Here is a 25,162-nt window from a genome sequence, read left to right as displayed (position 1 = left end):
CCCGACCCGTAGGACAAGGAAGACCCGCATGCGTTGGAAGAGAGTCCTGAACGTCGTCGACTGTCACGCCGAGGGCGAGGTGGGCAAGGTGGTCGTCGGAGGCATCGGCGACGTGCCCGGCGAGACCATGTTCGACAAGAGGGTCCACCTGGAGACCGAGGCGGACCACCTGCGCAAGCTGCTGCTGTTCGAGCCGCGCGGCGCCGCCGTGCACAACGCCAACATCGTCCTGCCCTCGCGTCACCCCGAGGCGGACATGGGATTCGTCATCCTCGAATCCACCGAGTATCCGGCGATGTCCGGCTCCAACACCATGTGCGTGGCGACCGTGCTCCTGGAGACCGGCATGCTGCCCATGACCGAGCCGGTCACCGAGCTCACCCTGGAGGCCCCGGCGGGACTCATCAGGGTGCGCTGCGAATGCCGGGACGGCAAGGTGGTCAACGTACGGCTGACCAACCAGCCCGCCTTCGTCTACCACCTGCAAGTCCCGGTCGAGGTACCTGAGTTGGGCACCCTCACCGTCGACATCGCCTACGGCGGCATGACCTACGTACTGGTCGACCACAAGGCCATCGGGCTGGCGCTCGTCCCCGACGAGGCACGCGACCTGTGCCGGCTCGGCCAGATCATCAAGCAGGCGGCCGCCGAGCAGTACACGGTGGAACACCCCGAGAACAGCGCCATCCCCGGCATCACACAGACGCTGTTCGCCGGCGATCTGCACGAGGAACCCGGCCAGGACGGCGGCCTTCCCGCCCTGCGGTCCCGCAACGCCGTGGTCGTCTCGCCCGGACGCATCGACCGGTCGCCCTGCGGCACCGGAACCTCGGCGCGGCTGGCCGTCCTCCACGCCAAGGGCCGGATCGCCGCCGGCCAGACGTTCCTGCACGAGTCGCTCATCGGCACCGTCTTCGACAGCCGGGTCGAGCGGACCACGACCATCGGCCCGTACGAGTCCGTCGTGCCGAGCATCGCCGGCGGTGCGTGGATCACCTCGCTCAGCCAGCTGGGCCTGGACCCCACCGACCCCTTCCCCGAGGGCTACACCCTCTCCGACACCTGGCTGCGCGCCCTGTGATTCCCGACGCCGAGGAGTGACCGTGAGCTTGAGGATCGTCGTCCTCGTGAAGTACGTACCCGATGCGGCCGGTGAGCGGGGTTTCGCGGAGGATGCGACGACCGACCGCGAGGCCGCGGACGGCCTGCTGTCGGAACTGGACGAGTACGCCGTGGAACAGGCGCTGCGGATCGCCGAAGCCCACGGTGACGCCGAGGTCATCGCGCTGACAGTGGGCCCCGACGACGCCGAGGCCGCGCTGCGCAAGGCGCTGTCCATGGGGGCGGACAAGGCGGTGCACATCACCGACCCGGCCATCCGCGGCAGCGACGCGGTGGCCACGTCGGCCATCCTCGCCAGGGCGGTCGAACAGACCGGCTACGACCTCGTCCTGCACGGCATGGCCTCTACCGACGGCGCCATGGGCGTCGTCCCCGCGCTGATCGCCGAGCGGCTGGGCATCCCCCAGGTGACCCTGCTCTCGCGGGTGTCGGTGGCCGACGGCAAGGTCGACGGCCGCCGCGACGGCGACAGCGCCACCGAGCACCTCCAGGCGTCCCTGCCGGCCGTGGTCTCGGTGACCGACCAGTCAGGCGAGGCCCGGTATCCGTCGTTCAAAGGCATCATGGCGGCCAAGAAGAAGCCGGTGCGGACCCTGGATCTCGCGGACCTCGACATCACCGCCGATCAGGTCGGCAGCGTCGGCGCCCGGACCGTGGTGGAGACCATTGCCGCCCGCCCGCCGCGCCGGGCCGGCACCGTCGTCGTGGACGACGGAGAAGGAAGCCGGCGGCTGGCCGAGTTCCTGAGCGCGAACAAGTTCATCTGACCCCGAGCCCGCGCCACCCTCCTGGAGACCAAGAGCAATGGGTGAAGTACTCGTCCTCATCGACCACGAAGACGGCCGGATCCGTAAACCGGCTCTCGAACTGCTGACCCTGGCCCGCCGCCTCGGCACCCCGGCCGCAGTCGTCCTGGGCGCCGGCGAGGATGCCGCCGCCATCGCCGCCGTGGCCGGTGAGTACGGCGCCGCCACCGTGTACGTCGCCGATGCCCCGGAGTTCACCGACTACCTGGTGGTACCCGAGGCCGACGCACTGACCCAGATCGCCAGGACCGCCGCCCCGGCCGCCGTCCTGGTCACCTCCTCCGGGCAGCGCAAGGAGATCGCCGCCCGGCTGGCGCTGCGCCTGGGTTCCGGTCTGATCACCGACGCCGTGGACCTGGAGACGGACGACAGAGGTCCCTTGGCGGTCCAGGCGGTCTTCGCCGCGTCCTTCGCGGTCACCTCCCGGGTGACCCGCGGCACCCCGGTGATCACCGTCAAGCCGAACGCGGCCACCGCCGAGCCCGCGCCCGCCGCCGGCCGGATCGAGAACGTGACCGTGGAGTTCTCCCCGGCTGCCACGGGCACCAAGGTCGTCTCCCGCACGCCGCGCACCGCTTCCGGACGCCCGGAGCTCACCGAAGCGGCCCTTGTCGTCTCCGGCGGCCGTGGGGTCGGCGGCCCCGAGGGCTTCAAGGTCGTCGAGGAGCTGGCCGATGCGCTCGGCGCCGCGGTGGGCGCCTCCCGCGCCGCCGTGGACGCCGGCTGGTATCCGCATGCCCACCAGGTCGGCCAGACCGGCAAGCAGGTCGCGCCGCAGCTCTATCTCGCGGCAGGCATCTCCGGTGCCGTCCAGCACCGGGCAGGCATGCAGACCTCCAAGGTCATCGTGGGGGTCAACAAGGACCCGGATGCGCCGATCTTCGACCTGGCCGACTATGGCGTGGTCGGAGACCTGTTCGACGTGCTGCCCGAGCTCACCGACGAAATCGTCTCCCGAAAGGGCTGACGATCCCGCCCCCGGCCGTGGACAAGGAAGCGACCCATTGTGAAGATCTTGCTCGTCGGCGCCACAGGTCGCCTCGGCGCCGCTCTCGGTACGACGCTCGCGGAGCGTGGACACGACGTTCTCGGAGCGAGCCGCTCCCTCGCCGCACATCCGGTCGACCTCACCGATCCGACCTCCATCGAGGCGCTCTACGAGCGGATCGGCCGTGTCGACGCGGTGGCCTGCGCGGCGGGCAGCACGCCCTACAAGCCGCTTGACCAGCTCACCCGCGACGACTATCTGTCCGGCTTCCTCAACAAGGCGCTCGGGCAGATCGAACTCGTCCGTCTCGGGCTGTCCGCGATCGCACCGCGCGGGTCCTTCACCCTCATCACCGGCATCCTGGCACGGCAGCCGATCGTGACCTCGGCGGCCGCCGCGACGGCCAACGGGGCGGTGGAGGCGTTCGTACGCGCGGCCGCTCTGGAAGCCGCGCCGGTGCGCGTGAACGCGGTGAGCCCCACCGTCATCACCGAGGCGCTGGACACGTACGCCGACTTCTTTCCCGGCTTCGAGCCAGTGCCCCTGGAGCGGGTGGTCCAGGCCTACGTCCGGTCGATCGAGGGCGCGGAAACCGGCCGCGTCTTCGAGCTCGGCTGATCGCTGCCGGATCGTTCCGCTCGTCGCGGAGCCGGGGTCCGGCGGCGAGTGCAGGGGCGCCGTCGCGGGCCGCTGCGGTCCCGGTCGGCCGCGTCCCGTGCCAGGTGGCCGGGACGGTGGCGCTTGTCGAGCGGGTCGCATCCGAAAGCCCAGGTGGGATCGAAGTGTCGGCAGCGGCAGCAGTGGGTGAAAGTCGGCGAAGGAGGAGACCTCATGGCCAGGTGGACCCTGCGCCCGGACGGTGGCCGGCCGGAAGGGCGCGGATGCGCACACATCGAAACACCCGAACCGGAGCACGCCCCGCAGGGCGACGTGTGCCGGCAGTGCGCCGCTCTCGGCCACGACTGGGTCGGCCTGCGGGTGTGCCTCACCTGCGGCCACGTGGGCTGCTGCGACAGCTCGCGCCACGGCCATGCCACCGCCCACTTCGAGTCCAGCGGACACCCGCTGATGCGCTTCACCGAGGACGGCGACGAATGGGCCTGGTGTTTTGTCGACGAGGTGTACCTCCAGCCGCGTGACGACGGCTGAGCACCCGCCCGCGCGGGCTGCCGCGCCCGCCGACCGGGGAAGTCCGTGCTCGGCCCGCGCCCATGCGCTCCGAGAGCCACCCGAGCCGGCGTGGCCGTGCAATGCGGTGGATCGTGCGGGCCGCCCGGGCACAGGCGACCCGCACCGACTACAGAACCTGGGTCATGCGTCCTTGCCGGCTTCCGCGGAGGTGAGGAGTGCGGCGCGACCGCGCAGGCGTTCGGAGACCTCGAGGGCGTCGCCTTCGGGTGCGGTGGAGTTGCGGTCCGGCTTTGCTGTCAGGAGGTAGGCGAGGCCGACGGCAGAGACGACGAGGAAGCCGATGAGCGCGATCCAGCGGTCCACGAACGGGGTGCCGGCGTCGCCGGTGGGCCAGGCCAGGAGCGCCATGCCGAGGATGCCGTAGGCGAGAGCCGCGGTGTTGACCAGCAGGCCCCAGCGGCCCAGGGTGAAGGCTCCGGCGGGGCGCCAGCCCTTGAGGCGTATGCGCAGCGCGGCCAGGACGACCATCACGAAGGCGGCGTATCCGGCGAGCATCTGGAAGGCCGCGATCTTGACGAGGGAGTCGGGCGAGTAGTACACGAAGCAGAAGATCAGGAGCGGGGCGACGTTCACGCCGAGCAGCGCGTTCATGGGGACGCGGTACCTGCGTGAGATCTTGGAGAAGACGCGGGCGCCGGGGAACATGTTGTCGCGCGCGAAGGAGAAGACGATCCGGCTTGCGGCGGCCTGCTGGCTCATGACACCGGCGATGAACGAGGTGAGGATGACGACGAGGACCAGCTTCGTGCCGAAGGTTCCGACCGCGTTCTGCAGGATCGCGGGGATGGGGTTGGTGTCCTCCCCGGAGAGGATCGAGGCGAGGTCCGGGGCGGCGAGGGCGTAGCCGACGAAGGCGAAGAGGGCTGCCAGGCCGCCCACGACCACGGTCATCTGCATCGCGCGGGGGATGCTGCGGGCGGGGTTCGGGACCTCTTCCGCGACCTCGCCGCACGCTTCGAAGCCGTAGAAGAGGAACAGCCCGACGATCGAGGCGGCGACGAACGCCGCGAGGTAGCTCTCGTGGGTGGCGCTGCTTGCCTGGAAGAAGACCGAGACGGAGTTGTGCCGTTCGAAGGCCAGGAGGTAGAAGCCCACGAGGACGATGCCGATCAGTTCGGCAGCGAGTCCGATCTTGGAGATCAGGGCCAGCGTCCTGGTGCCGAAGCAGTTGCAGAGCAGACAGAGGGCTGCGACGGCGGTGGCGATGTACAGGCGCTGCGCGGGGGTTGAGCTGACGCCCGGCTCGTCCGCGGTGCCGGTGAAGAGGCTGGCGACGAAGTCCGAGCTGAACAGGGCCGTGCTGGTGATGCCGATGGTGATGCAGCAGATGTAGGTCCAGGCGGTGAACCAGGCGTAGCGGCCGTTCCACAGCCGTCGGACCCATTGGTAGAGGCCTCCGGCGAGCGGGAACTGTGAGACGACCTCGCCGAAGACGAGGGAGATCAGGAACATTCCGATCCCGACGATGCCTATCCAGAAGATGGACGGGCCGCCGGCGGTGGACAGGCCGACCGCGAAGAGTGCCACGACGCCCACGAGGGGCGAGAGGTAGACGAAGCCGAGGGCGAAGTTCGCCCACAGGCTGACTTTCCGATCGAACTTCTGCTCGTAGCCGAGTGCTGCGAGCAGTTCGGCGTCTTCGGCCGAAGACGCCGGGCGGGCGGCCCGGCTCGGGGTTCTGCCGTGATCGGTTCTGGACACGTGTGCATCCTTCTCTGTTGTCGACATGATGATCTTTGTGAGGCGAGGAGGGCGTGCTGATGTGCAGGGCGCGTGGCGGACGTCTCCGGAGCGCGTTCGGCCTTCGAAGGTGTGGATGTCAGCCGCTCCGCCGCGGCTCGCGCCGAGCCGGCCGGCGGAGGTGGTGTGTTTGCTTGCCTGATGGGTCACCGAGACGGGGACGCAGGCGATCAGGGTGGCAAGCACGCCGACGTCGTCACCGGGCCGGCGCGCGGCCGGTGCGCCCTCACCGGTCACCTGCGCCGACGTGCGGCACTCGATCGACCTGTTGGGGTCGCACGGCGACGACCTGCTGAAGGCTTTACCGGCGGAAATGGAGAAGGTGTTCGGCGAAGCGGGAGGACCTCGTGGGAGCTCAATCCGTTGACGGGCCCCGGAAGATGAGCACTGGCAGAACGGGGTGCGGCGCTAGCGCCAGCATCGGGTTTGCCAGTTCGCGAATGCCTCGACCGGGTTGCGCTGGATATGCCACGGCCATGGCGTGACGAGCCCCTGCACTGCGCGAAACGCGGCTGCGGCCTCGGTGAAACGGCGTGATGCGACCAACGCGAAAGTCAGGACGTTCAGATCGGCGACGGCGGCGGCATACCGCAGAAACCCGGGCTGGAGCCAGTAGCTCTGAGCTTTGTCGAGTGCAGACGCGACATCCTGGGTGTTCCAGTGGGAGTCCGCAATGATTTCGTTCAATCCACCTCGCCTTACGTTTCGTTGATATTTCTGGACCTCGGCCGTCAGCCTCAATCCCGAGGGAGGAGCTCCGGCAGGCATCTGGGAAAGTCTGGAATCGATGAAGTCAAGCACCGCCATGTGGGAACCCTGTTCCGTGGGAGACAGATATCCCAGCATTTCCAGGTGCGCCTCGCGGTGCCATGGATCGCGAGCGACGATTTCCCGCCAGATGGTGCGGACCTGCTGGAGGGGGCGCTGTTGCATCCTCATGAGGCTGAGGATGAGAACCCAGGGAGCGGGATCCTGCGGCCGCAGTCTTACCGCCTGGTAACAGTCCTCCAGTATTCCTGACTCGTCCGGCGCGGTGCCTGTCACCGTGGCGTCGCGAAGAGCCATCCGGCTGTGGAGGATCAAGGCGTCAGCACTGTTCGGCGCGCGCGTCAGCCAAGAGGCGGCGAGAGATGCATTCGGCAGGCAGGTTGCGAGAACCGAGAGACGATGGGCTCGACGGTCCCAGTTTTCTCCGGATTCCGCTATCAGACCGGATATCACATGGACCTGGATTCCCGGCAGCGGAAGCCCGTGAGGATCTACGAGAGATCTCAGGACCCTCCCGAGCTCTTTGTCGTCGAGTTCTGGGGCCAGCCGCGGGCGCGGGGGACGGCGTCCAGTGAATATGGGCATGCCGGTAGCATAGGGGTTCGTGACGGAATGAGAGCGGTACCATAAACTGGCGTTGGTCACGAACTGGCAACGTCCCCATTAGTGGATGTTGGCATATGCGGTACGCGCTGATCTCGCGCATGTGGCGCCGGATTTCCACAGCAGTCGGTGCGGGTGGCCCGATGCACCCTTTCACCCCGCGCCGAATCTGCGTGCGACACCCGATGTGCCGGACGCGCACCATCCTTTGAAAATGCCAAGCACGCAAATGGGCCCGACTTCGGTGCAGTCGCTTGATGCCCGTTGCGCAAGGCCGTGCGCTCGCGGCCGGCGTGCGTCGCGGGGGTTGTGCCGCGGTACGGAGGCGATGGCCGTCCTGTCGGCCGGTCGGCCTGTCGGCCGGCCCGGGGCGGCCGGTGACCTTCGCCGTCCGGTCAGGCCGAGTCGCGCAGCACGAGCTCCGCGCACAGGAGGGAGTGGGGCGGCTGGGCGGAGGAAGGCGCGCCGATCTGCTGAAGCAGGATGCGGGCCATGGTCCGCCCCATTTCGGAGAGCGGCAGGCGAACGCTGGTAAGTGGGGGATCGGTGTGTCGGGCGATCACGGAGTCGTCGAACCCGATCACCGCCGCGTCTTCGGGCACCCGGCGCCCTGCTTCACGCAGGGCGCGCAGCGCACCGGCCGCCATGGCGTCGGACGCTGCCAGGATGCCGTCCACATCGGGAGACATGGCCAGGATCTCGCGCATGGCTCGCGCCCCGCCCTCCTCCGTCATGTCGCCGCATGCGATCAGCCGGCCGGTACCCCGCGTGCCTCCCGCCAGCTCGACTCCCTGCCGATATCCCTCCAGCCGGCGTCGTGCCGGGTGCGTGTCCAGAGGCCCGGTGATCGTGGCGACCACGCTTCGCCCTTGTCTGAGCAGGTACGTCGTCGCATTGCAGGCGGCGTCCACTTCGTCGACATCAACGCGCCCGGCGGAATCCCAGGCAGGGCCATGGCCGCTGAGCAGTGCGGGCATGCGCAGGCGTTCCACCATCGCGGGCAAGGGGTCATCGGCGAGGACGGAAACGAGAAGCACACCGTCCACGCGATGCCCCCGCAGCATCTGAGTGAGGCGCCCGGTGAGGCTTTCCTGCTCAGTGCCGGGTCGGTTCAGTGCCAGCATGAGGTGGGTGTCGAGGGGGGCGATGACGGTTTCGATGCCGCGCGTTATCTCGGTGAGGTAGTGCTCCCCGTAGATGCTGATGCCTGGTTCCGACAGGACCAGAGCGACGATGTCGTTGCGTTTGCCCGCGAGGGTCTGTGCGGCCCGGTTCGGTACGTATCCCGTCTCGGCGATGGCGCGTTCGACCAAAGCCCTGGTCCGAGGGCTGACCGAGGCCGCCGCGTTGATGACGCGGGAGACGGTCATGCGCGCGACGCCGGCTCTGGCGGCGACCTCGTCGAGGGTGGGCCGTCCCGTCCGCCGATTTCCGGGCGGCGGTATGTCCGCGTTGAAGCCTCCCCTCGCCTGGGGTGCTCCGGCTGTGTGGGTCGGGTCCGACGGATCGTGATGGGCGCCCTTGCCGCGTCTCGGTGAAGGCTCTGGCGTCATGTGCACACTCCATCGGCGGCGGAGAACCGCTTCGCACCAGCACTCGTCAGGTCGGTTCGGTCATGGCTCGCCCGTCACTGCCGGCATCGAGGGGGAGAGGGTGACGGGCGCCGGGTTCGCGGGCTGAGGCAAAGGGGCCGAACGGGGACGACTGAGGGAACCGTAGCCATACCGACCATTAATGGCAAGTGATTCTTACCAATATTGGAGCAGCGACAGCCGGGCTCCTTGTCAGTCAGCCGTGCGCATCATGTGTTGCCATGCAGGCCCAGCTTGCTCAGTTTGTGCATGTGTCTGGCCGACGTGGCTGTCTAGCCTTCAGAGACCAGGATGTTCCCGGGCGCTTCTTTCGTCCCGGCTCATGAGATCCCCTCACCAGGCCCGCTCTGGTGCAGTGCATGAGCGCCGAGCGCACCGGTCGTCGAAGTCCTGTCGCTAGAGGAGGCGCAATGGCGGTATCAAGGGAAACATATGACTACATTGTCGTAGGGGCCGGGTCTGCGGGCTGCGCGCTCGCCGGCAGGCTGTCGGAGGATCCTGACGTCGCCGTGGCTCTGATCGAGGCCGGGCCACCCGCGCAGGGCCGCCTGTTCGAGATCCCCTCGCTGTTCTCGCAGCAGCTCAAGACGACATTCGACTGGGACTTCGCGACGGAGCCGGAGTCTCAGCTCGGCGGCCGCCGCATCTACCTGCCCCGCGGACGGGCGATCGGCGGAACCAGTTCGATGAACACCATGCTCTACGTCCGTGGTCACCGGTACGACTACGACACATGGGAGCGGATGGGGAACACCGGCTGGAGCTACGACGACGTCCTGCCGTTCTTCAAGAAGTCGGAGGACAATCAGCGTGGAGCCGACCACTTCCACGGCACGGGCGGCCCTCTCACCGTCAGCGACCCGACCTCCGTCCACCCACTGCTGACAGCGTGGGTCGAGGCGGCCCAGGATGCCGGCCACAAGTCCAACCCGGATTTCAACGGGGCGGAACAGGAAGGGGTCGGTCACCACCAGGTGACCCAGCGGAACGGGCTGCGCTGGAGCAGCGCGTCCGCGTTCCTGACACCGGCGGCGGAGCGTCCCAACCTCACGGTCCTCCACTCGACGACCGCGCTTCGTCTCGTGTTCGACGGCACTCGGGCCCGCGGTCTGGAGGTCGACCACCTCGGTGCCGTGCGCACCCTGGGGGTCGACCGCGAGATCGTGCTGTCGCTGGGCGCCTACAACTCCCCCCACCTGCTGCTCCAGTCCGGTGTCGGGCCGGCCGACGAACTCACCCAGGGAGGTGTCGCCCCTCTGCACGACCTCCCGGACGTCGGCCGGAACATGCAGGACCACGCCGGCTGCTTCATCAGCTTCTTCAGCCATACCGAACCGCTGCTGGGTCCGGACACCTCACGTGAGGAACAACAGCTGCGCGAGCAGGGCAGCGGACCGATGGCCTGGAACGAGGTCGGTGGCTTCTTCCGCACCGACGACAGCCTTCCGGCCCCGGACATCCAGGTGCACGCCGCGCTGGGCATCGTCCGGGACGAAGGCCTGGCGGCCCCGCTCGAACCCGGAATGTCGTTCGGTCCGTACGTCGCCCGGCCGAGCAGCCGCGGTTCCGTACGGCTGCGGCACTCGCACCCCTACGCCAAGCCGCGCATTGTCCACAACTACCTGGACGACGAGGACGACCGCAGGCGACTGCGGGAGGGCCTGCGCCTGTGTATGCGCATCGCCCGCGAGTCCCGGCTGACCGATCTCCTGGAGTCCGATCTGAGCGCGGCCGCGGACGCGGGTCTGGCCCCCGTCTCGGACCGTGACGAGGACATCGACGACTTCATCCGCACCCAGTCGTTCTCCTTCTACCACCCCTCAGGCACCTGCATGATGGGCAAGGTCGTCGACTCCGAACTACGCGTGCTCGGCCTCGAGAACGTGCGGGTGGCGGACACCTCGATCATGCCGTCGCTGGTGACGGGGAACACGAATGCCCCGGCCATCATGATCGGGGAGAGGGCCGCCTCGTTCATCCGGTCGAGTTCGCGGCCGTAGTCGCAGCATCCCGAGATTCTCGTCTCAGCCCGAATCCACCGGCTGGTGTCCGAACGGGAGCCGGCTCCGGCCCGCAGAGCTGCCTGGGCTCGCCGTTCTCGGACACCGGGCCGGAACTCCCGGGCCGCTCACGAGCCCAGACGGGCGCGCAGTCCTGGCTGGAGGAGGTCGCCGTGGGCGGCGACCATGTCGTCGCACAGGCGCCAGATGTCCTCGACGGGCAGGGCCGCGGCCGTGGCCGGGTCGGTCATCGCCGCATGCCTGATGTGCCGCGGTTCGTCCTCGATCGCGGCCCGCACCACCAGGTCGTTCGCGCTCAGGTAGGTCCGGTTGAGCGCCGCCAGCTGGGGTGGCAGGGAGCCGACACGGGTGGGCTGGATGCCCGACGAGTCCACCAGGCACGGCACCTCGACGACGCCGTGCGCGGGCAGGTTGTCGATCAGAGCCCGGTTGGGGACGTTGCCGTAGACCGTGCGCGGGGTGCCGGTGACCATGCTGTGGATGATCTGGGGCGCGTACTCCATCGTCCCCTCGACGGTGATCGGCGCCCCGGCGGTCAGCGCGTCGCGGGTCTTCTCGTAGGCGGCCACGTTCTCGTCGACGATCTTGAGGTACTTGCCGATCGGCAGCCGCAGCCGCTCGATCTCGCTGTCGTGGTGCAGGTACCAGGGAACGTACTCGGAGGAGTGCTCGCTGGTCTCGGTCGGGTAGTAGCCGAGCCTTCGGTACATGTCGACGCGGACCCTGCGGCGCAACTGGTCGTCGGAGGCAATCAGTTCGTCCAGCTTCGGGTAGAGGCTGCGTCCCTGGTGTTCGAAGCGCAGCACCCACGCCTGGTGGTTGACGCCCGCAGCGTGGTAACTGATCTCCTCGTAGGGGACCTTGACCAGTTCGGCGAGGTCGCGCAGTGTCCAGTACACGGAGTGGCACAGGCCCACCACCCGGGTCAGGCCGGTGGCCTGGGTCAGGTACTGGACGTTCATGGCCATGGGGTTGGTGTAGTTCAGCAGCCAGGCCCGAGGGCAGACCTCGGCGATGTCCCGCCCCAGCTCCTTCAGGAACGGGAAGGTGCGCAGGGCGCGGAAGATGCCGCCGATGCCCAGGGTGTCGCCGATGGTCTGGCGTACGCCGTGCCGGGCCGGTACCTCGAAGTCGGTACGCGTGGCCTCGCCCATGCCGATCTGCACGATGTTGATGACGAAGTCCGCGTCCGCCAGGGCTTCGCGGCGGTCGGTGTGCGCGGTGACCGTGGGACCGGCGCCGAGGACGTCGGCGATACGGACGGCGGCGGCGTACGCGGTGGCCAGACGCTCGGTGTCGATGTCGTGCAACGCGATGCGCGCGGACTTCAGTTCGCCGAACGCGAGGAGGTCGGCCAGCAGTCCCTGGGTGAAGACGACACTGCCGGCGCCGATGAGAACGATTTTGGGGGTGGTCATACCGGGGTTTCCTCGGTCTTGAGAAGGCGGGTGCGGACTTCGTCCCGCGTGGGCTGTGCGGTGGTACCACCGGGGGCACGGGGTTCCTGCCCGGGTGGTGTGTCGAGGGGGCGGCCGGGGTCAGCCCTTGATGCCGGTGGAGGTGATGGACTGGATGAACGCCTTCTGCGCGCCGAGGAAGGCGAGCAGGACCGGCAGCACGGTGATGATGTTCCCGGCCATCACGGCGGCCCACTGGGTGTGGTGCTGTCCCTGGAAGGTCGTCAGGCCGAGCTGGAGCGTGTACTGGGTGTCGTGGTTGATGGCGATCAGGGGCCAGGTCAGGTCGTTCCAGGTGCTCAGGAACGTCAGGACGGCGACCGTGCTGAGGGCCGGCCGGGACAGCGGCAGCACGATCCGCCACAGCACACGCAACCGTGAGCAGCCGTCGATCCAGGCGGCCTCCTCCAGCTCGCGGGGCAGCGAGAGGAAGAACTGCCGCAGGAGGAACACCGAGAAAGGCGTGACCAGCGACGGCACGATGAGGGCGCCGAGGCTGTCGATGAGGCCGAGCTGCTTCATCACCAGGAACGTGGGGATCATCGTCAGCTGGAACGGGATCGCCATCGTGGCCAGCATCAGGCCGAGCAGCAGCCGGGAGCCGGCGAACCGCATCCGGGCGAACGCGTAGCCGCCGAGGGTGCCGAGCACGAGGTTCGCGCTGACCGTGACCAGGCTGACGAGGAACGAGTTGGCGAACCACCGGGGGAACATCGCGTTGCCCAGCACATAGCGATAGCCGCCCAGATCCAGATGGGAGGGCCACAACGCCGGCGGGAAACGGTTGATCTCCGCGTTGCTCATCACCGAGCTGAGTGCCAGCCAGATCAGCGGCACCGCGAAGAGCAGGGCCATCGGCGCGAGCAGCAGGTGCCAGAGACTGAACGACAGCTGCGGGCGCCGTCGCCGCGTGCCGGTCCGGGGGGACGAGGCCGCCTGCGCGGCGTCGGGCGGGGCGGAGACGGCGGTCATACGGCGGCTCCCTGGAGTCGGCGGCGGCGGACGATCTGGAGGATCAGGCCGATCAGGCCCAGGGCCACGGCCAGCACATAGGCCGAGGCGGCCCCGTATCCGGCGGTGGCGTTCTTGAAGGCCTGCTCCCAGATGAAGTAGACGATCACCGTGGTGGAGCCGAGGGGCCCGCCCTTGGTGGTGACGTACACGAGGTCGAACGCCTGGAGGGACTGGATGGTCTGCCACAGCAGCAGGAAGACCGAGACCGGCCTGAGCGCGGGCAGGGTGACATGACGCAGGAGCTGGATGCGGTCGGCGCCGTCCAGCCGGGCCGCCTCGATCAGCGAGGCCGGCACGTCCTGCAGCGCCGCGAGGTAGATGACCAGGCAGAAGCCCGTACCGCTCCACAGGCTGATCGCGACCAGCACGGGCAGTGCCTGGGACGGATCGGTGAGGAAGCCCTGCGAGGGGATGCCGAGGTGGTGCAGTACGGCGTTGGCCGCGCCGAACTCCGGGTCCAGGATGAACGAGAACAGCACGCCCTGCGCGGTGGCGGAGACCACGAACGGGACGAAGAACAGGGTGCGGTAGAGCCCGACGAAGCGGATGCGCCGGTTCAGGGCGATGGCGAGCAGCAGCCCCACCACCATGCTCGCCGGCACGTACAGCGCGGTGTAGAGCACGGTGTTGCGCAGCGCCTGGCTGAAACGGGGGTCCTGGGCGAGGGCGCGGTAGTTGTCCAGGCCCACCCAACGGCTCGGTGTGACGAGGTCGTCGGCCTGGAAGGACAGCAGCAGCGACCAGATGATGGGCACCACGCTGAGGCCGAGGATGATCAGGACGGCGGGGGAGACGAACGTCCAGGCCATGGTGGCCTCACCGGCTCGTCTGCGGCGCAGGGCACGCCGGTTGTCCGGGGGCCGGGACACGGTGATCGGGGTGGGCACTCGAGACACGACGGGTTCTCCTCAGCGCGGTATGAGCAGTGCGGCGTTGGCGTCGGCGGCGCAGGCGCGCAGTGCCTGGGCGGGACTGCTCCGCCCCAGCAGCACGGCGACAACGGCCTGTCCGAGGGCTTGGGAGATCTGCGGATAGGCGGCGTGCACGGGGCGTACGCGGGCCGAGTCCAGGGTCTTGGTGAACACCCCCAGACCCTCGGTGCCGCTCTCCTCGTGCCGCCAGGCGGGCAGGTCGCGGGTCCGGCGGCTGAGCGGCAGGCTGCCCGCGTCGATGTCCCAGCGCACGTCCTGCGCGGGCTGCATGAGCCAGCTCACGAAGGTCTTGGCGGCCCGTTTGCGGGCGGCGCCGTTGTCGAACACCGTCCAGGTGTCGGGTCCGCTGATGGTCATCGGCCGGCCGGAGAAGCTGGGCAGCGGGACGACGTGGTAGTCGATCTTCGCCTGCCGGATGTCGGGCAGCTGCCAGGGGCCGGTGACGGCCATGCCCATCCGGCCGGACATGAAGACCTGGTACATCTGCTCACTGCCCGGCTTCGGATCGACGTAGACGCTCCTGTCCCGGGCCAGGGCCGCCACCACCTCCAGGGCGCGGGTCCCGGTGTCGCCGAACCCGATGTGCTTGCCGTCGTCGGCGACGACGTCCCCGCCGAGGTCCCAGATCATCGGCCACACGCGCCAGACGGTGTCCTCGTCGCCGACACCGGGCCAGCCGGTGCCGAAGCGGCCGCCGCTGGCGTCGGTGAGCGCCTCGGCGGTGGCGACGAAGTCGTCCCAGCGCCAGCCCGCCTCGGGCAGCGGCAGGCCGGCCTGCCGGAAGAGCTTCTTGTTGCAGACCACCGCGAGCGAGTCCAGCAGCGCGGGCGCGGCGCGTACCTGGCCGTTGACGGTCACGGCCTGGCGCGCCGGCGCCCAGTAGTTCGTCCAGGGCGTGACGGAGTGTTCGACCATGCCGGTCAGATCGACGACCTGGGGGCTGCGGGCGACGCTCGCGAGGTCGGAGCCGAAGATGTAGGCGATGTCCGGGTAGGAGCCGGCGGCGAGGGCGGCCGTCACCTTCTGGAGCATCGCGTCGGCGAGCACTCCGCCGCCCAGCTCGACCCGGATGCGGGGATGTCCGCGCATGAAGGAGGCGACCAACGATTCCAGGGCCTTCTTGCCGGTGTCGGTCTGGCCGTGCCACATCTCGATGGTCACGGTGCCGTCGGCGCCGACGCCGTCGGCACTGCCCGCCGCGCAGCCGGAGGCCGTCAGGCCCGCGGCCGCCGCGGTGGCCAGACCTGTGCCGACGCGCAGCACATCGCGGCGTGCGGGCTGCGCGCTGCGGGGGACCGCATGCATGGATACCTCCGGTCGGAGCTGTGGGACACGTGTTGTCTGTGCGAGGGCGCGCCCGGTGTACGCGGTACGGCGTGCCGCCCGCGACGAGGTCACAGCGGTCCCGGTGGGATGGTGTGCGCCGCTCAGCGCCGGGCGGGCCGGTCCGCACGGGAAGGATGTTCGGGAGGCGGCGTCAAGCCGGGCCGTCCGCCGGGAGTCGCGCGGATACGGATCATGTCCGAGCTCCACAATGTGGTGGGCACGTCCCCGCCTCGGACGCCGACGCGGTCCTGGCGACTCAGGCCGGACTTCTGGCGCGTGGTCAGCTACCGGCTGGGCGTACCTCTGCCGCCGAGTGCTGCGACTGCGGCGATGACCAGGAGTCAAGCGACGGGACCGGGCCGCCGTCAAGAGGCGGGGCTGTTCGGATCTGCGCGAAACACCTGTGAAACCTGCATGATCGAGCATCGGGGCTTCGGCCCGCGACGGCTTTCCCGGCCGCCGCGGGCCGACTCCCCTCCGGGCCGCTGCGCTAACAGGTCTTGCGCACGTACCCGCTGCTGCCGGCCGGTGAGACGCCCAGGTCGCGCTGGACGATGCTCAGCGTGCCGCCCCACCCCCTGCACGCCTTCGTCCTGCCGGTGGCGGTGTACTCGATCACGATCACGTTGTTGCCGAAGGCGCTGGTGTAGTCGCCGCACTCGTCGTACTGGCCGCACTCCTCGGCCACGGCGAAGTCGAGGCCGTTGGCGGTGCGGTTGCCGGCCAGCTCCGAGGTGTTCTTCTGGGCGATGGCCAGCCCGTCCGCGTGCGCGCGGGTGGAGAGCAGCTTGATGAACGCCTGTGCGTGGTTCGCCGTCAGGCGATTCCCGGAACGGGTGTAGCTGTCGTAGTTGTCGGGCTCGACGGCCTGGAAGCCCTTGTCCCGGCAGCCGTCGATCTGGGCTCCGATCCGGTCGGCGATCCGCTGGCGCTTGGCGGCGGTGCCGATGTCGAGGAGGGCCTCGCCCCAGCCCTCGTCGTAGACGACGTTGCCCGCGGAGTCGCGCAGCAGCAGGTCCGAGGCCCATTCGCCCTCGGCCCCCGGCTGTGCCTGGAAGGCGTTGATGTAGCAGATGTTGTACAGGCCCGCCGCGGGGGAGGCGGTGTGGTCGCGGGTGACGACCTTCACGCCGGCCGGCGGGGTGTAGGCGCCGCCGATCTGGTAGTCGAAGCCCGCGTGCGTCGGCGGCAGGGCCACGGCCGCCGCCTGCGTCGAAGGCGCCTGCACGAGCAGGGCGCCGGCCAGGGCCGCCACGCCGACGGCCACGCCGGTGATCCTGCGCAAGGTGGTGTGGAGATGGCTCATGGAGTGAACTCCAGAGGGGAGAGGGTACGTCCCCGCCTCGGACGCTGCCGTCCTGGCGACTCGGTCCGGATTCGCGGCGCGGGGCCTGCATACCGGCTGGGCGTACCTCTGAACGCGGAGCCCGGCTCCGGCGTTTGTCCGGGAGTAAAGCGACCCCCGGTGTGAATGTCAACGAGACGACGGAGGCTCTCGTCGGCGCTGTGCGGGCCGGCGGTCTCCCGGCCGGGGGTCGGCCTCGGGGCGTCGGCTGGGCCGGGCGCGCGGTATGTCGCACCATGAGCGCCCGGGAGGCCGGACACCACGGAGTAGCGTCCGACCGGAGTGAAAAATGCTCGAAGATGCTTTAATCAAGCGCCGATAGAGCGTTTTCGAGCATCAATGTCATGGGTGCCACGATCGGGCCCGGCTGAGCCGCCGCCCGCCCCCGCCACGTACCGCTGCCGACCGGCCCACGGCGCCCAGGCGTTCGCCATGTCTCCCTGTCCTTGCCGAAGGGGTGCCCCATGACCGACCGGCCCACCGCGCCGGAACTGCGGATCGGTGTCGTCGGCGCGGGCCAGCGCGCCGGGCTGGCCGCCCTGGCCGACCGACCCGGCACGTCCCGTGTGGTCTCCTGCGCAGATCCGGCCGAACGCGGCCGCGCCGACGCCCGCGCGGTGTTCGGCGCCGAGGTTCACGTCCACGAGCGCTACGAGGACATGCTCACGGACGGCCTGGACGCCGTCTTCGTCCTCACCCCCGACGACATCCACGCCGCTCCGACCCTGTACTTCCTCGAAGCGGGCGTCGCCGTGTTCGTCGAGAAGCCGCTGGCCGTCGACCTCGACGACTGCGACCGTGTCCTGGCCGCCGCGGCCCGCACCGGCACCCGGCTGTACGTCGGGCACAACCTGCGCCATCTGCCGGTGCTGCGGGCCATGCGCCGGCTCGTCGACGAGGGCGCGATCGGAACCGTGCGGGCCGTGTGGTGCCGGCATTTCGTCGGCCATGGCGGCGACTACTACTTCAAGGACTGGCACGCGGAACGCGCCCGCACCACCGGCCTCTTGCTGCAGAAGGGCGCGCACGACCTGGACGCGATCCACTGGCTGGCGGGCGGCAGCGCCCGCACGGTGACCGCCCTGGGCGACCTGGCCGTCTACGGGAGCAGTCCGCACCGCCGTACCGGGCCGCAGGGTTCGCAGCGGGTCCAGGACTGGTTCGACGAGGGTGTCTGGCCGCCGTCCGCGCTGCGCGACCTCAACCCCGTCGTCGACGTGGAGGACATCAGCATGATGCTGACCCGCCTCGACAACGGGGTGCTCACCAGCTACCAGCAGTGCCACTTCACCCCCGACTACTGGCGCAACTACACCGTCATCGGTGACGAGGGCCGCATGGAGAACCTCGGGGACGGCATCCAGGGCGAAGCTCCGCTGATCAAGGTCTGGAACCAGCGGCGTTCCGGTTACCGCCCCGAGGCCGATGTGACCCTGACCGTCGACGAATCGACCGATGGCCGGCACGGGGGCGCGGATCAGGCCCTCGTCGACGAGTTCCTGCGTTTCGTCCGGTACGGCGGCTCCACCGACACCTCGCCCGTCGCCGCCCGCGAAGCCGTGGCGACCGGCATCGCGGCCACGACGTCTCTGCGTTCGGGCGGTACCCCGGTCGAGGTGCCCGCCCCGGCCCCGTACCTCGCCGACTACTTCGCCCGCCACCAGCCCGGCTCACGGGACCCGGCCTCCCGGTAGGCAGGCTCCGGCCAGGTGGTGTGGCTCGCGGCGGCGAAGCGTGTTCGTCCGTGGGAGGGGCGAGTTCACCCGGTGATCGAGGCCCGGAAGTGGTACCTGTCGCCGCGGAACACCGCGGCGGTGAGTTCCAGGGGTTGGGCGTTCTGGTTGAACGCGAGCTGGGTGGCGACCAGGACGGGGGTCGCGTCGGTGATCTCCAGAAGCTTGCGTTCCTCCTCGGTCGGGTGCCGGGCCTCCACGGAGTAGTCGGCGACCTTGGGCAGTTGGGGCGGGTCGGCGCGGCGGAGCGTGGCGAAGAGGGTGTCCTTGGTGAAGTCGGCTTCCGCCAGCTGCGGACACAGCCCGAGGGGCAGCCGGTTGTGCTCAAGGACGACGACGATGTCGTCCAGGAAACGCAGCCTGCGCATCTCGAAGAGCGCCGCCCCCGGGCCGACGCGCAGTTGTTCGGACTCCTGGACCGTGGCCGCCCGAACCCTGGATTCCAGGACCTCGTCCCGGAGTCGGAAACCGTGCTGCGCGGCGTAGTCGGCGAAGCCCTGCACCGACTGGCCGCCCCCGGCGGCCGACGAGGGCCGGGAGGAGGGGACCGCGCGCTCGTAGCCCTGGGCGAGGAACCATCCGCGGGCCGGCGAGGACTCGATGACGTCGCGTTCGGCCAGTTCGTTCAGCGCGCTGCGCAGGGTGACGCGTGAGACGCCGTACCGGACGGCCAGTGCCCGTTCGGACGGCAGGCGGTCCCCGGGCCGCGCGCTGTCGGTGGCGATGTCGTCCAGAAGGCGTCCGGCGACCTGGGAGTACAGCGGCAGTGAGTCGGAGCCGAGCAGGCCCTGGGGGAGAGCGTTATCGGATTGCATACCAGATGTATACCAGTTTGAGTAATACCAGTTCAATACCAGCTAGAGACCATTGACGGCCAGATCCCATACCAATAGCATTCCGGAGACATGGCCGGAGGCATTGCGTACCGGTTTGCCCGCGCTCTCCGGCGACCCTTGGAGCGGATCATGTGGAATCCCCTGGACGCAGTGGTGCGAGGCCAGAAGACGGGTGAGCCGTACGGCATCACCTCCGTGTGCTCGGCCCATCCGCTGGTCATCGAGGCAGCCGTACACCAGGCACTCGCCTCGGGAGGCACCCTCCTGGTGGAGGCGACCTCCAACCAGGTCGATCAGTACGGCGGCTACACCGGCATGCGGCCGGAGGGCTTCCGTGAGCTGGTACACGGCACGGCCACCGAGCACGGCCTGCCACTGGACCGTGTCGTCCTCGGCGGAGACCACCTCGGCCCCAACCGGTGGCGCTCGCTGCCGCCGCGGCAGGCCATGGCCGAGGCGGAAGACCTCGTCACGGCCTATGTCCGGGCGGGCTTCACGAAAATCCACCTCGACTGCAGCTTCTCCTGCGCCGGCGACCCCGCACCGCTGACCGACGACGTGGTCGCCGAGCGCACCGCCCGCCTGGTGCGTGTGGCCGAGGAGACCGCGGGCGACTCCGCCGCCGCCCTGCGCTACGTCATCGGTACCGAAGTGCCGGTGCCGGGAGGGGCGCACGAGACGCTGGCGGGAACGGCCGCCACCAGCCCCCAGGCCGCCCGCCTGACCCTGGAGCGCAACCGGAACGCCTTCACGGAGCATCAGGTCACCCAGGCCTGGCCCCGCGTGATGGCCCTGGTCGTGCAGCCGGGTGTCGAATTCGACCACCTTCAGGTGTTCGACTACCGGCGCGAGCTGACGGCCGAGCTGCGTGAGGTCCTGACCGACGAGCCGGGCATGGTCTTCGAGGCCCACTCCACGGACTACCAGACCGTCGACGGGCTGACCGCCCTGGTGGAAGACCACTGGGCCGTGCTCAAGGTCGGCCCCGGTCTGACGTTCGCGCTGCGCGAGGCCCTGTTCGCACTGGCTGCCGTCGAGGACGAACTCGTAGCTCCCCGGACGCGCTCCGGGATCACCGAGGTGGTCGACCGCCGCATGCGCGAGGAGCCCTCCCGGTGGTCGGGGTACTACGAAGGGGCCGCCGCCGAACAGCGGCTGGCCCGGCGCTACAGCTACAGCGACCGCATGCGCTACTACTGGCCCGACCCCGAGATCACCGCCGCGCAGGACCTCCTGTTCGCCAACCTCTCGGCCCTCGACATCCCCCTTCCCCTTCTGAGCGCCCACCTGCCCGACCAGTACCGGAGGGTCCGGAGCGGTGTCCTGACCGCGACGCCCCGGGACCTGGTCGTCGACCGGATCAGAGACGTCCTGCGCGACTACGACCGCGCATGCCGTGTCCGAGACAAGGAGTACGCGTGACCACCTCTCCCCACGACGCGACGCCCCAGGGCGGCGGGGCCGACCACACGCTCGCGGAGATCGCCCAGCAGCCCGCCGTGTGGCGTGAGGTCGGCGGGATCGTCGCCGACGCACGGGACAGCCTGGACCCGTTCCTCGAACCGCTGCTCGCCGAGAAGGATCTGCGGATCGTCCTGACCGGAGCGGGTACTTCGGCCTTCGCCGGGGAGGTCGTCCGGGCGGCGGTGGCACGGGCCACCGGCCGACGGGTGGATGCGGTCTCCACCACCGACATCGTCGCGGACCCCCACGCGTCCTTCCCGGACGACGCTCCCACGCTGCTCGTGTCCTTCGCGCGTTCCGGGGACAGCCCGGAGAGCGTCGCGGCCACCCGCCTCGCCGAGCAGGTCCTGACCCGCGTGAACCACCTGGTCATCACCTGCAACAGCGCCGGACGCCTGGCCCGGACGCACGACGAGAACGCCGCGTCCTACGTCCTGCTCATGCCGGCCGCGGCCGATGACCAGGGCTTCGCCATGACGTCGAGCTTCACCGGCATGCTGCTGGCGTCCCTGCTCGCCCTCGGCGCGCTCGACACCGACGGCATCGAGGCACCGGCCGCGGCGGCCGAGCACATCACGGCGGGGGGCCTGGACCGGGCCATCGACACCCTGGTGGCCCGCGGTTCCGAACGGCTGGTCTACCTCGGCAGCAGCAGCGCGCTGAAGGGCCTGGCCCAGGAGTCCGCGCTGAAGCTGCTGGAGCTGACCGGCGGCGCGGTCGTCGCCTCCTCGGAGACCTCGCTCGGCTTTCGCCACGGCCCCAAATCGGTGCTGAACGACCGCACGGCCGTGGTCGTGTACGTCTCCAACGACCCCTACACGCGCCGCTACGACCTCGACATCATCACCGAGCTGCGCGCGGGCCTCGCGCCCGTCGCCGTCGTGGCCGTCACCGCGTCCCCCGACGGACTGCCCGAGGACGGCACCTGGCTGCTCCCCGGACTCGCCGGCGCCGACGACGCCGTCCTCGCCCTGCCCGCCGTGGTCACCGCGCAGCTCATCGCACTGCGTTCCTCCATGGCCCGCGGCATCCGGTCCGACAACCCGTTCCCCTCGGGAGAGGTGAACCGCGTGGTGCGGGGCGTGACCGTGCACCCCCTGCCCGAGCGACGCGACGACATCGCGTAACAACGTCCAGAGAAGGCCGAGCGGAGGAACAACGATGTTTCTGGGTGTGGACGGCGGAGGCACGAAGACAGCTTTCTGTCTGATCGACAGCGCGGGCACCATCCTGGCCCGAGCCCTCGGGGAGGGCGCCTACTACTTCGCGGACAACGCCACCGGTGGCGTCGACCACGTGGCGCGGGTCCTCGAACAGGGGATCGGGGCCGTGACCGAGGCCGCGGGCATCACTCCCGCCGACATCGATCACGCGTTCCTGGGCCTGCCCGGCTACGGAGAGGTCCCCGGTGACGTCGCCGCGCTGGACGCCGCTCCCGGCCGGGTACTGGGGCACCGGCGTTACGCGAGCGACAACGACATGATCTGCGGCTGGGCAGGCTCGCTCGGCGCGGCGGACGGCATCAACGTCATCAGCGGCACCGGCTCGATGACCTACGGCGAGCGACAGGGCCGAGGCGTCCGCACGGGCGGCTGGAGCGAACTCTTCAGCGACGAGGGCTCGGCGTACTGGATCGCCGCCCGGGCACTCAACCTCTTCTCCCGGATGAGCGACGGCCGGCTGCCCGAAGGCCCGCTCGCGGAACTGCTGCGCCGGCACCTGAAGCTGACCTCGGACCTCGAGGTGATCGACGTCGTACTCAACCGCTGGCAGGGATACCGCAGCGAGATCGCCTCGCTGACCCCTCTCGTGGTCGAGGCGGCCCGAGCGGGAGACACGGAGGCCGACGTCGTCCTCACCGAGGCCGGCCGGGAACTGGCCCTGCTCGTGGACAGTGCCCGACGCCGACTGGGCTTCACCCTCGACGAGACGGTCCTCGTCTCCTACTCCGGGGGCGTCTTCCGCTCGGCCCGCGTGCTCGAGGCGTTCACCGCCGCACTTCGGAGCGGCGCGGCCGGGTACGAGCTGCGGCAGCCCCTGTTCGAACCGGTGGTGGGCGCCGCGATCTACGCGGCCAAGCTCGCCGGCACCCCGCTCGGCACCGAGGCACTGGCCGCCCTGCGCACCAGCTCGGACATCACCACGACGGAGAGCAGTGACGGCGATGCGTGAAAAGCGAACCTGGATCCTCTACGCGGGCTTGCTGGTGCTGTTCTGGGGGGTCTGGGGGGCGTTCTCCAGTCAGCCGACCGAGCGCTACGGCTATCCGGACGAGATGATCTACGTCATCTGGGCCTTCACCATGCTCGTCCCGGCCGGGGTTGCGCTGCGCCGGGAGCGATTCGACCGCCGTCCCGTCGCCGCGGTGTACGGGCTCGCGGCCGGACTCACCGGAGCGGGCGGTCAACTGCTGCTGTTCCAGGCGCTGTCCGACGGTCCCGCGTACCTGATCTTCCCCGTGGTCTCCCTGTCCCCGGTGATCACCGTCCTGATGGCCGTGGCCCTGCTCCGGGAGCGGATCGGGAAGCTCGCTGTCATCGGGGTGATCGCCGCGCTGATCGCCATCGTGCTGATCAGCATCCCCGCGGGCGCCGGTGGCTCGGTCAGCACGGGGTCCTGGCTGGTGTTGGCCATACTCATCTGTGCGGCCTGGGGAGCGCAGGCGTTCTTCATGCGCAAGGCCGCCCTCGCCGGGGTCAACGACGCGACGACCTTCGGCTGGATGACCTTCAGCGGCCTGCTTCTCGTGCCCGTCGCCGTCCTCATGATGGGCGGGCTGCCCGACGCCCCCTGGCAGGCCCCCACGCTCACCGCCGGCACACAGATCCTGAACTCCGTGGGTGCGCTGTTCCTCGTCATGGCGCTCAGCCGGGGCAAGGCCAGTGTCGTCGCACCGGTCACCAACGCCCTGGCACCCGTACTCACGATCGTGCTGTCACTGGTGGTCTATCGGACACTGCCGACCCTTTGGGCGACGATCGGCATCGTGCTCGCCCTCGGCGGATCGACATTGATGGTCTACGCGGACGAGAAGCGCGAAGAGCTCCCCGAGCCCGTGGAGCCGTCCACCGTCGGCTCGTGAGCCACCGCACGCCGACAGTCCGGTCCCGGCCGGCCCGCCACAGACGGGCCGGGTTCCCTGCCAGCCGAACCTCTCCCGTTCGAGGAGTACGTACATGCCCATGGTCCCCACCGGAGACCTTGTCACCCGGGCCGCCGCCGAGCGCAGTTGCGTCACCGCCTTCAACGTCATCACCCTGGAGCACGCGGAAGGCATCGTGACGGGCGCCGAGTCCGCCGGCCGGCCGGTGATCCTGCAGATCAGCGAAAACGCCGTGCGATACCACGGTGGACGGCTCACTCCCCTCGCGCTGGCGGCGTCCTCGATAGCCCGGACGGCAACGGTCGACGTCGCTCTGCACCTCGACCACGTCACCGACGTCGAGCTGCTGCACCAAGCGGCCGACGCGGGCTTCTCCTCGGTGATGTTCGACGCCGGGTCCCTGACCTACGCCGACAACCTCACCGCGACCGCGTCGGCGGCACGTTGGGCACACGAAGCCGGCCTCTGGATCGAGGCCGAACTCGGATACGTCGGCGGCAAGCCCGATTCCCCCGCGAGCGCGCACGCCGCCGGCGTACGCACGGACCCGGCGGAAGCCGTCGACTACGTGGCGCGTACGCGCGTGGACGCCTTGGCGGTCGCGGTGGGCAGCAGCCACGCCATGACCGAACGGGTGGCGGCCCTGGACCACGCGCTCATCGCACGTCTCAGGGAAGCCGTCCCGGTCCCGCTGGTGTTGCACGGATCGTCCGGGGTCCCCGATGCGGAACTCCACGCCGCGGTCCTGGCAGGCATGATAAAGATCAATATCGGGACGGCGCTCAACGTCTCGCTGACCCACACGGTGCGCGACGTGTTGTTCAGGGAGCCGGCGCTGACGGACCCGCGCAAGTACCTCGGCCCGGCCCGCGACGCCATGGCGACCACCGTGCGAGACGTCCTGACCCTGCTGGCGGCCTGACGCCGTGACAGCCGGTCGCCGCTCGACATCCGGAGTCAGCGGGGGACCGAGCCCTTCCGGGCCGACGGTTCGGTCCCGCCCCTCTGAGCCCGAGGCGGGAAGCGGCAGCCGGTGTTCTCGACCGTCGCCGCCATGGCATGGCATGGCACAGCAGCGCAAGGCGGCGTGGTGTGCCTGACGTTCCGGTCACGGGCAGGTG

General features: G+C 69.6%; 21 protein-coding genes. 12 read left to right on the top strand and 9 right to left on the bottom strand.

What is annotated here, in order from left to right; translation table 11 throughout:
- Positions 1-28: 28 nt before the first annotated feature.
- The 5 genes from ABT070_RS39870 (at position 29) to ABT070_RS39850 (ending at position 4,065) form a co-directional block, all read left to right on the top strand.
- Positions 29-1,081: a proline racemase family protein gene (locus ABT070_RS39870; protein ID WP_351767835.1), complete on the top strand. Its 1,053-nt coding sequence runs from the start codon at positions 29-31 to the stop codon at positions 1,079-1,081.
- Between the two features lie 22 nt (positions 1,082-1,103).
- Positions 1,104-1,889, top strand: a complete 786-nt coding sequence (locus ABT070_RS39865) for an electron transfer flavoprotein subunit beta/FixA family protein (RefSeq protein ID WP_351767834.1) — start codon at positions 1,104-1,106, stop codon at positions 1,887-1,889.
- A gap of 37 nt (positions 1,890-1,926) precedes the next feature.
- A complete protein-coding gene (locus ABT070_RS39860; protein WP_351767833.1) occupies positions 1,927-2,895 on the top strand; it encodes an electron transfer flavoprotein subunit alpha/FixB family protein in 969 nt (322 codons plus the stop codon).
- A 39-nt stretch (positions 2,896-2,934) separates the two neighbouring features.
- Positions 2,935-3,534, top strand: a complete 600-nt coding sequence (locus ABT070_RS39855) for a short chain dehydrogenase (protein WP_351767832.1) — start codon at positions 2,935-2,937, stop codon at positions 3,532-3,534.
- Positions 3,535-3,747: 213 nt separating this feature from the next.
- On the top strand, positions 3,748-4,065 hold the full coding sequence (locus tag ABT070_RS39850; protein WP_351767831.1) for a UBP-type zinc finger domain-containing protein: 318 nt from the start codon (positions 3,748-3,750) through the stop codon (positions 4,063-4,065).
- 162 nt (positions 4,066-4,227) lie between these two features.
- Here the strand turns inward: ABT070_RS39850 and ABT070_RS39845 are convergent, their stop codons facing one another.
- The 3 genes from ABT070_RS39845 to ABT070_RS39835 all read right to left on the bottom strand — a co-directional run bounded on the left by ABT070_RS39845 (position 4,228) and on the right by ABT070_RS39835 (position 8,771).
- On the bottom strand, positions 4,228-5,808 hold the full coding sequence (locus ABT070_RS39845) for an APC family permease (protein ID WP_351767830.1): 1,581 nt from the start codon (positions 5,806-5,808) through the stop codon (positions 4,228-4,230).
- 447 nt (positions 5,809-6,255) lie between these two features.
- Positions 6,256-6,786 (bottom strand): hypothetical protein, encoded by a 531-nt coding sequence (locus ABT070_RS39840; RefSeq protein ID WP_351767829.1) that lies wholly within the window; start codon positions 6,784-6,786, stop codon positions 6,256-6,258.
- A gap of 827 nt (positions 6,787-7,613) precedes the next feature.
- Positions 7,614-8,771, bottom strand: coding sequence for a LacI family DNA-binding transcriptional regulator (locus ABT070_RS39835; RefSeq protein WP_451102693.1), 1,158 nt, complete (start codon positions 8,769-8,771; stop codon positions 7,614-7,616).
- Between the two features lie 449 nt (positions 8,772-9,220).
- On the opposite strand from ABT070_RS39835, the gene ABT070_RS39830 reads away from it, so the two are divergent.
- A complete protein-coding gene (locus ABT070_RS39830; RefSeq protein ID WP_451102691.1) occupies positions 9,221-10,810 on the top strand; it encodes a GMC family oxidoreductase in 1,590 nt (529 codons plus the stop codon).
- 128 nt (positions 10,811-10,938) lie between these two features.
- Here ABT070_RS39830 and ABT070_RS39825 read toward each other — a convergent pair whose 3' ends face one another.
- The 5 genes from ABT070_RS39825 to ABT070_RS39805 form a co-directional block, all read right to left on the bottom strand.
- Entirely contained in the window at positions 10,939-12,249 is a 1,311-nt protein-coding gene (locus ABT070_RS39825) for an alpha-glucosidase/alpha-galactosidase (RefSeq protein WP_351767827.1), read from the bottom strand.
- A 120-nt stretch (positions 12,250-12,369) separates the two neighbouring features.
- Positions 12,370-13,260, bottom strand: a complete 891-nt coding sequence (locus ABT070_RS39820; protein WP_351767826.1) for a carbohydrate ABC transporter permease — start codon at positions 13,258-13,260, stop codon at positions 12,370-12,372.
- Entirely contained in the window at positions 13,257-14,198 is a 942-nt protein-coding gene (locus tag ABT070_RS39815; protein ID WP_351767825.1) for a carbohydrate ABC transporter permease, read from the bottom strand. The genes ABT070_RS39820 and ABT070_RS39815 overlap by 4 nt, the downstream gene beginning before the upstream one ends.
- Before the next feature lie 12 nt (positions 14,199-14,210).
- Positions 14,211-15,539, bottom strand: coding sequence for an ABC transporter substrate-binding protein (locus ABT070_RS39810; RefSeq protein ID WP_351767824.1), 1,329 nt, complete (start codon positions 15,537-15,539; stop codon positions 14,211-14,213).
- Between the two features lie 511 nt (positions 15,540-16,050).
- Positions 16,051-16,866 (bottom strand): endo alpha-1,4 polygalactosaminidase, encoded by an 816-nt coding sequence (locus tag ABT070_RS39805; protein WP_351767823.1) that lies wholly within the window; start codon positions 16,864-16,866, stop codon positions 16,051-16,053.
- 503 nt (positions 16,867-17,369) lie between these two features.
- Here ABT070_RS39805 and ABT070_RS39800 point away from each other — a divergent pair.
- Positions 17,370-18,599, top strand: coding sequence for a Gfo/Idh/MocA family protein (locus ABT070_RS39800; protein ID WP_351767822.1), 1,230 nt, complete (start codon positions 17,370-17,372; stop codon positions 18,597-18,599).
- Between the two features lie 65 nt (positions 18,600-18,664).
- Here ABT070_RS39800 and ABT070_RS39795 read toward each other — a convergent pair whose 3' ends face one another.
- Entirely contained in the window at positions 18,665-19,453 is a 789-nt protein-coding gene (locus tag ABT070_RS39795; RefSeq protein WP_351767821.1) for a GntR family transcriptional regulator, read from the bottom strand.
- A gap of 150 nt (positions 19,454-19,603) precedes the next feature.
- On the opposite strand from ABT070_RS39795, the gene ABT070_RS39790 reads away from it, so the two are divergent.
- From ABT070_RS39790 to ABT070_RS39770, 5 genes are all read left to right on the top strand, one after another.
- Positions 19,604-20,896 carry a D-tagatose-bisphosphate aldolase, class II, non-catalytic subunit gene (locus ABT070_RS39790; RefSeq protein ID WP_351767820.1) on the top strand — a complete coding sequence of 431 codons (1,293 nt, stop codon included), beginning with the start codon at positions 19,604-19,606 and terminating at the stop codon, positions 20,894-20,896.
- Complete coding sequence (locus ABT070_RS39785) at positions 20,893-22,065, top strand: SIS domain-containing protein (RefSeq protein ID WP_351767819.1); 1,173 nt, start codon at positions 20,893-20,895, stop codon at positions 22,063-22,065. The genes ABT070_RS39790 and ABT070_RS39785 overlap by 4 nt, the downstream gene beginning before the upstream one ends.
- Positions 22,066-22,099: 34 nt before the next feature.
- On the top strand, positions 22,100-23,110 hold the full coding sequence (locus tag ABT070_RS39780; RefSeq protein ID WP_351767818.1) for an N-acetylglucosamine kinase: 1,011 nt from the start codon (positions 22,100-22,102) through the stop codon (positions 23,108-23,110).
- Positions 23,103-24,020, top strand: coding sequence for a DMT family transporter (locus tag ABT070_RS39775; protein WP_351767817.1), 918 nt, complete (start codon positions 23,103-23,105; stop codon positions 24,018-24,020). Before ABT070_RS39780 ends, ABT070_RS39775 begins: the two co-directional genes overlap by 8 nt.
- A 94-nt stretch (positions 24,021-24,114) precedes the next feature.
- Positions 24,115-24,963 (top strand): class II fructose-bisphosphate aldolase, encoded by an 849-nt coding sequence (locus ABT070_RS39770; protein WP_351767816.1) that lies wholly within the window; start codon positions 24,115-24,117, stop codon positions 24,961-24,963.
- Positions 24,964-25,162 lie beyond the last annotated feature (199 nt).

The sequence above is a fragment of the Streptomyces sp. NPDC002884 genome (assembly GCF_040295245.1).
Classification (GTDB): Bacteria; Actinomycetota; Actinomycetes; order Streptomycetales; family Streptomycetaceae; genus Streptomyces.
Note: the sequence above shows the minus strand (reverse complement) of the source record. Positions and strands in the feature narration are given on the sequence as shown.

Bases quoted from the DNA above. Each gene is read 5' to 3' on its own strand.
- ABT070_RS39805 (WP_351767823.1), bottom strand. From the start codon at position 16,866: ATGAGCCATCTCCACACCACCTTGCGCAGGATCACCGGCGTGGCCGTC.
- ABT070_RS39870 (WP_351767835.1), top strand. From the start codon at position 29: ATGCGTTGGAAGAGAGTCCTGAACGTCGTCGACTGTCACGCCGAGGGC.
- ABT070_RS39800 (WP_351767822.1), top strand. From the start codon at position 17,370: ATGACCGACCGGCCCACCGCGCCGGAACTGCGGATCGGTGTCGTCGGC.
- ABT070_RS39840 (WP_351767829.1), bottom strand. From the start codon at position 6,786: ATGAGGATGCAACAGCGCCCCCTCCAGCAGGTCCGCACCATCTGGCGG.
- ABT070_RS39835 (WP_451102693.1), bottom strand. From the start codon at position 8,771: ATGACGCCAGAGCCTTCACCGAGACGCGGCAAGGGCGCCCATCACGAT.
- ABT070_RS39860 (WP_351767833.1), top strand. From the start codon at position 1,927: ATGGGTGAAGTACTCGTCCTCATCGACCACGAAGACGGCCGGATCCGT.
- ABT070_RS39795 (WP_351767821.1), bottom strand. From the start codon at position 19,453: ATGCAATCCGATAACGCTCTCCCCCAGGGCCTGCTCGGCTCCGACTCA.
- ABT070_RS39820 (WP_351767826.1), bottom strand. From the start codon at position 13,260: ATGACCGCCGTCTCCGCCCCGCCCGACGCCGCGCAGGCGGCCTCGTCC.
- ABT070_RS39770 (WP_351767816.1), top strand. From the start codon at position 24,115: ATGCCCATGGTCCCCACCGGAGACCTTGTCACCCGGGCCGCCGCCGAG.
- ABT070_RS39810 (WP_351767824.1), bottom strand. From the start codon at position 15,539: ATGCATGCGGTCCCCCGCAGCGCGCAGCCCGCACGCCGCGATGTGCTG.
- ABT070_RS39780 (WP_351767818.1), top strand. From the start codon at position 22,100: ATGTTTCTGGGTGTGGACGGCGGAGGCACGAAGACAGCTTTCTGTCTG.
- ABT070_RS39830 (WP_451102691.1), top strand. From the start codon at position 9,221: ATGGCGGTATCAAGGGAAACATATGACTACATTGTCGTAGGGGCCGGG.
- ABT070_RS39790 (WP_351767820.1), top strand. From the start codon at position 19,604: ATGTGGAATCCCCTGGACGCAGTGGTGCGAGGCCAGAAGACGGGTGAG.
- ABT070_RS39850 (WP_351767831.1), top strand. From the start codon at position 3,748: ATGGCCAGGTGGACCCTGCGCCCGGACGGTGGCCGGCCGGAAGGGCGC.
- ABT070_RS39825 (WP_351767827.1), bottom strand. From the start codon at position 12,249: ATGACCACCCCCAAAATCGTTCTCATCGGCGCCGGCAGTGTCGTCTTC.
- ABT070_RS39775 (WP_351767817.1), top strand. From the start codon at position 23,103: ATGCGTGAAAAGCGAACCTGGATCCTCTACGCGGGCTTGCTGGTGCTG.